The sequence below is a fragment of the Nocardia testacea NBRC 100365 genome, from assembly GCF_000308775.1.
Lineage (GTDB): Bacteria > Actinomycetota > Actinomycetes > Mycobacteriales > Mycobacteriaceae > Nocardia > Nocardia testacea.
The window spans coordinates 1-7,592 of the sequence record NZ_BAGJ01000239.1; the positions used below are offsets into that span (position 1 = coordinate 1).

The 7,592-nt window shown below is 73.1% G+C and carries 2 protein-coding genes; both read right to left on the reverse strand.

The window, feature by feature from the left end:
• Positions 1 to 6,637: type I polyketide synthase (locus tag ON38_RS25870; protein ID WP_039827625.1), on the reverse strand; the 6,637-nt coding region annotated here is incomplete at its 3' end.
• Between the two features lie 91 nt (positions 6,638 to 6,728).
• Positions 6,729 to 7,592 (reverse strand): alpha/beta fold hydrolase (locus tag ON38_RS25875; protein ID WP_039827626.1); only part of this gene is annotated, 864 nt, incomplete at its 5' end.

Genomic DNA, 7,592 nt, shown 5'->3' on the forward strand with positions numbered 1-7,592 from the left:
CCGCGGCGGCGCCGGAACTGTGCCGTTCGACGGTGTCCCACGAGTAGGGCACCAGGATTTCGCCCGGACCGGCCGGTTCGACCACGCCACCGAGCAGCAGGGCGTGCAGTGCCGCGTCCAGCAGCGCCGGATGCACGCCGTAGTCGCCCGCGGTGTGCGCCGCCGGATCGGGCAGCGCGACTTCCGCGAATATGTCGTCGCCGCGCCGCCACAGCGCGGTGAGCCCGCGGAACTGCGGCCCGTAACCGTAACCGCGGTCGGCGAGTTCGAGGTAGCCGTCCGCCACCGCCACCGGCTGCGCGCCGGCCGGCGGCCAGCTCTCCGCGGCCGGCACCGGTTTTGCCGGCGTCGCGGATTCCGCGGCCAGCGTCCCCGTCGCGTGCCGGACCCATTCGGCCGGCTCGGCGGAACCGGCGCGCTGGGGCCGCGAATACACCGAGACCGCGCGCGCACCCTGCGGATCGGGCGCCCCGGCGCGCACCCGCAGTTCCATCGCGCCCTGCGCCGGCAGGATCAGCGGCGCGGTGACCACCAGTTCGGCCAGTCGCGGGCTGCCGGTCAGCGCGCCGAGGTGCAGCGCCCATTCCACGAACGCGGTTCCCGGCACCAGGACGGCGCCGGCGATGACATGGTCGGCCAGCCACGGCTGTGCCGCGGTCGACAACCGGCCGGTCAGGATCACGCCCTCGGTGTCGGGCAGCCAGACCGCCGCACCCAGCAGCGGATGCCGGGCTTCGTCGAGCCCCGAGGCCAGCACATCGCCGGCGTCGCCCGGGGTCAGCCAGTACCGGCGGTGTTCGAACGCGTAGGTCGGTAGCGGTACCCGTCCCGGCGCCGCGCCGGCCAGCGGACGCCAGTCCACCTCCGCGCCCGCGGTGTGCGCCCGCGCCAGCGCCGTCACCAGCTGGGTCACCTCGTCGGCCGCTCGGCGGGCGGTCGCCGTCACCACGGCCGCCGGTCCCGCCGCGCTCTCGGCCAGGCATCCACGGACCATGGCGGCCAGGACCGCGTCCGGGCCCACCTCGACGAAACGGCGGGCACCCTGCGCGAGAGCCGACGACACTCCGGGCGCGAAGCGGACGCAGCCGCGCACCTGACGCACCCAGTACTCGGGGTCGGTCACCGCGTCGCCCGCCGGTTCACCGGTCAGGTTGGACACGATCGGCAGGAGCGGCTGCCGGTAGGTCACTCCTTCGGCCACCGCCCGGAACTCGGCCAGCATCGGATCCATCCGCGCCGAATGGAACGCGTGACTCACCCGCAGCCGGTTCGTCCGCACGCCGGCGTCGGCCAGCTCGCGTTCGATCTCCGCGATCGCCTCGGCGTCACCGGAGAGCACCGTGGAGGAGGGATCGTTGATCGCGGCGACGGAGACCCGGTCGGCCCGAGCCCCGATCGCGGTCACGGCCGCGGTCTCGCCGACCGCGACCGCGAGCATCGCCCCGCCCTCCGGCAATGCCCCCATGAGCTGCCCGCGCGCCGCCACCAGCGCACACGCGTCGGGCAGCGACCAGACTCCGGCCACATAGGCGGCGGCGAGTTCACCGATCGAATGCCCGATCAGCAGATCCGGTGTCACCCCGAACGATTCGAGCAGCCGGAAGAGCGCCACCTCGAACGCGAACAGCGCGGGCTGGGTGAATTCGGTCCGATCCAGGGTGTCGTCGGCGTCGGCGAACATCAGCTCCCGCAGAGAGCGACCGAGCAGCGGATCGAATTGCGCGCAGACCTCGTCCAGTGCCGTCGCGAACACCGGGAAGGCATTGTGCAGCCGCGCGCCCATTCCGGCGCGTTGCGCGCCCTGACCGGTGAAGAGGAAGGCGGTACCGCCGGACACCGTCTGTCCCGAAACGACCCCGGCCGGATCGGAACCGGCGGCGAATTCCGCCAGCAGGGAGACCAGTTCTTCCCGCCCGGTGCCGAGCACCGCGGCCCGGTAGGGGAACCGGGCCCGGGTCTCGACCAGAGCGCGGGCGACGGCGGCCGGTTCGGCGCCGGGCCGCTCGTCCAGCCACTGCCGCAGCCGCGCGGCCTGCGCCCGCAGCGCCGCCGGGGTTTTCGCCGAGATCAACAGCGGGAGCGGTCCCGTCGTGGTCAGCCGCTCCGCGTCGTCGGGGGCCGGCGCGGCCGGCGCCTCCTCGAGGATCACATGGGCATTGGTGCCGCTGATCCCGAACGACGAGACACCGGCGCGGCGCACCCGCTCCCCGGCCGGCCACGGTTCCGCGTCGGTCAGCAACCGCACCGACCCGGCGGACCAGTCCACATGCGGGCTCGGGGCGTCCACATGCAAAGTGCGCGGCAGTGTCTCGTGGCGCAGCGCCGCCACCATCTTGATCACCCCGCCGATACCGGCCGCGGCGACGGCGTGGCCGATATTCGATTTCAGCGAGCCGATTCGCAGCGGCTCGTCGCGGTCGGTGCCGTAGGCGGCGATCAGGGCCTGCGCCTCGATCGGATCACCCAGCGTCGTACCCGTCCCGTGCGCCTCCACCGCATCCACATCCGCCGGGACCAATCCCGCATCCGCCAACGCCGCCGCGATCACCCGCTCCTGCGACGGACCGTTCGGCGCCGTCAGACCATTACTCGCCCCGTCCTGATTCACCGCCGAACCACGCACCACGGCCAGCACCTCGTGCCCGTTACGGCGTGCGTCGGAGAGGCGCTCCAGCACCAGAACACCGACGCCCTCGGACCAGGCGACGCCGTCGGCGGCCGCCGCGAACGCCTTACAGCGCCCGTCCGGCGCCAGCCCGCGCTGCCGGGCGAAATCCACGAACAGGCCGGGGCTCGCCGAAACGCTCACCCCGCCCGCCAGGGCCAGCGAGGTCTCCCCGCGCCGCAGCGCCTGACCGGCCAGATGCAGGGCGACCAGCGAGGACGAACACGCGGTGTCCACCGTGACCGCGGGACCTTCCAGCCCGAACACGTAGGCGACCCGGCCGGATATCACGCTGTGCGAGGTACCGGTGAGCCGGAAACCCTCGTATTCGCCGGTCACCGCGCGCTGGTAGCCGGAGGACGAGGCACCCACGTAGACACCGGCATCCGTGCCGCGCAGCGCGGCCGGATCGATTCCGGCGTCCTCGAGCGCTTCCCAGGAGGCCTCCAGCATCAGCCGCTGCTGCGGATCCATCGCGGCCGCCTCGCGGGGTCCGATCCCGAAGAAGCCCGCGTCGAAATCAGCCGCGCCGGACAGGAACCCGCCCTCGCGCGTGTACACGGTGCCCGGCCGGTCCGGATCCGGATCGAACAGGCGGTCCATATCCCAGCCCCGGTCGGTGGGGAACGGGGTGATCGCGTCGCGCCCCGCGTCGAGGAGCTTCCACAGATCCTCGGCCGAGGCAACTCCGCCCGGGAATCGGCAGCCGATTCCGACGATGGCGATCGGCTCCTCGGACCGCTGCCGGGGCACGGCCCGGCGCGCGGCCGGAGTCACGCCTTCCAGGCGGGCGCGCAGCAGCCGGGCCACCGCCAGCGGGGTCGGCCGGTCGAAGATCAGCGTCGCGGGCAGGGCCACCCCGGTCACCGCGGCCAGGCGGTTGCGCAACTGCTGGCCGCTCAGCGAATCGAATCCGAAGGCGGTGAAGGGTCGGTCGGGGTGGATATCCCCGGCCGAGTCGTGGCCGAGAATCGCGGCCGCCTGCTCCGCCACCACGGTCAGGACCAGTGCCTCACGGTCACGTTCGGGCGCGGCGGCCAGCCGGGTCGCGAGGGGACTGTCCGGAACTGAGGTCACCTCGGGTCCGGCGGTGTCCGGATCCGGCTCCACCAGGGCGGCCTCCGCCGCCGGGCCCGGGATCTCCTGCGGCACCGCGGTGAGCGTGGGGATCCAGCACCGGCGCCGCTGGAAGGCGTAGACCGGCAGCTCCACCCGGTGGAACGACCGCTGCTCCGGCACCGGCGCCACGTCGAATCCGGCGCAGTGCGCCCGGGCGAGGGCGGCGGTGAACCGGTCGGGCCCGCCGTGGTCGCGGCGCAGGGTACCCAGTACCGCCACCCGCTCGGCCAGACCCGCCGCGTCCGCGCTCGATTCGATCGCGGAGACCACTACCGGATGCGGGCTGACCTCGATGAACGCATTCATCTCGGCCGCCAGCAGCGCCTCGATCGCGGCGCCGAAACGCACCTCCTCGCGCAGGCCGCGATACCAGTACTGTGCGTCGAGGCCCGCGGTGTCCACGAATTCCGCGCTCACCGTGGAGAAGAACGGCACCGAACCGGATACCGGACGCACCGGGGCCAGGTCGGCGAGCACCCGGTCCCGGATCTGTTCCACCGCGGCCGAATGCGACGCGTAGTCCACCGGGATCCGTTTGGCCCAGACACCGTCCGCGGCGCAACCGTCCAGGAATTCGCCGAGCGCGTCCGCCGCACCGGAGACCACGGTCTGGCCCGGTGCGTTCACCGCCGCCACGGACAGCCGGCCGGCGAACGCCGCCAACCGCCGCGCCACCTCCGGCGCGGCCAGCCCGACCGAGGCCATTCCGCCCGCGCCCGCCAGTTCCTCCGCGACGGCCCGGGAGCGCAATGCCACCACCCGGGCCCCGTCGGCCAGGGACAGACCACCCGCCACGACCGCCGCGGCGATCTCGCCCTGGGAATGGCCGACGACCGCGGCCGGCCGCACTCCGGCGGCCTGCCACCTCCGCGCCAGGGACACCAGCATCGCGAACAGGGCCGGCTGCACGACCTCCACCCGATCCAGTGACGCGGCACCCGGGGCCCCGCGCAGCACATCGGTCAGCGACCAGTCGACATAGGGCGCCAGCGCCGCCTCACATTCGGCGATGGAAGCGGCGAACACCGGGTCCGCGGCCAGCAGTTCCGCGCCCATACCCAGCCACTGGCTGCCCTGTCCGGGGAACACGAACACCGCACGCCGCGCGGCGGCCCGGCCGGTCATCACCTCGGGCCCACCGGCCACCGATTCGGGCACCGGCTCGAGCAGCGCGGTCAACCCCGCGCGCATCCGCTCGGTGTCGTATCCCACCACCGCGGCCCGCCATTCCAGCGGAGTGCGGGTCTGCCACAGCGATTGCGCGAGATCGGCGGCATCGATGCCGGGTTGCCCGGCCAGCCGATCCCGCAGCCGTACCACCTGCTCCCGCAGCGCCGCCGGACTGTGCCCGGACAGCACCCAGGTCACCGGCGTCTGCGCGGCACCGGCCATACCCGGCACCCCGACACCGGCTTCCCCCGCACCGGCCACACCCGACACCACGGCACCGGCTTCCCCCGCACCGGCCACACCCGACACCACGACACGAGTTCCCTCGACACCGGCCACACCCGACACCACGGCACGGGCTTCCCCGATGCCGGCCGCTCCCGGCGCCGCGGCAGGTGCCTCCCACGCCCGTGCGGCCGGTGACCCGGCGGGTGCTTCCTCCAGTACGACATGTGCGTTGGTGCCCCCCATCCCGAACGACGACACACCCGCCCGCCGCGGCGCGGCACCGCCGGTCGCGGCATGCCACGGTTCGGCCGCGGTCGGTACGCGCAATCCGAGCTCGGCGAGCGGGATCCGCGGATTCGGGGTGACGAAGTTCAGGCTGGGCGCGAGTTCCCGGTGGCGCAGGCACAGCGCGGTTTTGATCAACCCGGCGATCCCGGCGGCACTGTCCAGATGTCCGATATTGGTTTTCACCGATCCGACCGACAGCCGTGCGTCGCCGGTCCGGCCCGCGCCGTAGATCGCTCCGAGCGCGGCGGCCTCCACCGGATCGCCCGCCGGTGTTCCGGTGCCGTGCAGTTCGACGTAGTCCACGGTCGCCGGTTCCACCGCCGCGGCCGCGAGCGCGGCCCGCAGCACCGCCGCCTGCGCGGCGGCGCTCGGGGCGCTCAGCACCCGCCGTTCGTTACCGCTGTTGACGGCGCTACCGCGGATCACCGCGTAGACCCGGTCGCCGTCCGCGACCGCTCGCGCCAGCGGTTTGAGCACCACCATGCCGCCGCCCTCACCGCGCACGGTGCCGTCGGCGCGACTGTCGAAGGTGAAGCATTTCCCCGACGGTGAATGCGCGCCGAACTGTTCGTAGCGGGCGCCGCTCAGCGGCGACAGGATGAGGTTCAGTCCGCCCGCCAGCGCCACCTCGGATTCGCCGCTGCGCAGGGACTCACAAGCCAGATGCACGGCGACCAGCGAGGACGACTGTCCGCTGTCGACCACCAGGCTCGGGCCGGTGAATCCGTAATGGTTGGAGATCCGGTTGGCGGTGACTCCCCGGCCGACTCCCGGTAGCGAGTACCGGCCCACCCCGGCGATCCCCTGCGCGGCCACCAGCTCGGCGAAATCGGTGCCGGAGCCGGCCAGGAACACACCGACCCGGCCACCGTCGCGCTCCCGGACTCCCGCGTCGTCCAGAGCCTCCCAGCTCAACTCGAGCCCGAGCAGCTGCTGCGGATCGATGGCGCGGGCCTCGTTGGGCGGGACCCCGAAGAATCCGGCGTCGAATTCCGAGGCCGAATCGAGGAAACCTGCTGTTTCGCCGAGGCCCGCGCGATCGGCGGGCGCCGCGCCGATGGCGTCGCGCCCTTCGCGCAGCAGCCGCCAGAACGCGTCCAGGTCGGGGGCGCCGGGCATCCGGCACGCCATACCGACAATGGCGATCTCATTCGCCGACTCGACCATGGGTTTCCTCAATCTTGCCGATTTCGCTGAAAAGCACTGGGATGGTGGAAGTGACCGGACCGGGAGCGAGCACCGGACCGGTCCGCGGCGCTCAGGAAGGCGGTTCCCCGGCCGCCGCGCCGAGTGCGCCCAGCCACTGCCGCATCCGCTCGGCCACCACCGGTATCGCCTCGTCGATGACGGTGAGATGGTCGGCCGGTATCTCGGCGGTCTCGCCGCGGTGCTGCCACTGCGGAACCGGTTCGGGCAGTGCGAGGCCCGGCATGGTGGTGGTCGCCCGCAGCACCAGTGTCGGGGCGGAGATCGGCAGCGCGGGCCGGCTGCCGTAGATCCGTGCGTAGTCGGCCATCACCACCAGCGCGCGGTCGTCCACGGCGATCAGCTCATGACCGCTGTCCAGTGCCAGGCCGAGCGCACTGGCGAAAACCGCGCGGTTACCGGCTTCGTCGTCGGGCGAATAGGTGTCGATCATCGCGACCCCCAGCGCCGGCCGCCCCCGGGCGGCGAGCCGGCCCGCGAGCCCGTGGGCGAGCGCTCCGCCGATGGAATACCCGGCCAGGACGAAGGACCCGGCGCCGACCGTCTCCAGGGTGGTATCGGCGAGCTGGTCGAGCAGCCCGTCCCAGGACGAGGGCAGCGGCTCCCCCGGCCGGGTCCCGGGCAGCCACAGCGCGTGCACCGCGCATTCGGAGCCGAGTTCGCGGGCCAGTTTCCCGAACTGGTGCGGCCCGTTGCCGATCAGGAAGGACGGCACACAGATCACCGTCGGCCCGGTGCCGCCGCGGGCCAGCAGCATCGGTTTACCGATATCCCCCGGTCCGGCCGGGCGATCGAACGCGACGGTCAGCTCCGCGCTCTGGATCAGCAGCGGCAGTACCTCGTCCACGGCGCCGCGACGATGGGCCGCCACGACCAGTTCGGTGAGGCTGCCCCGCGGGCCCGCGGTCGCGGCGGG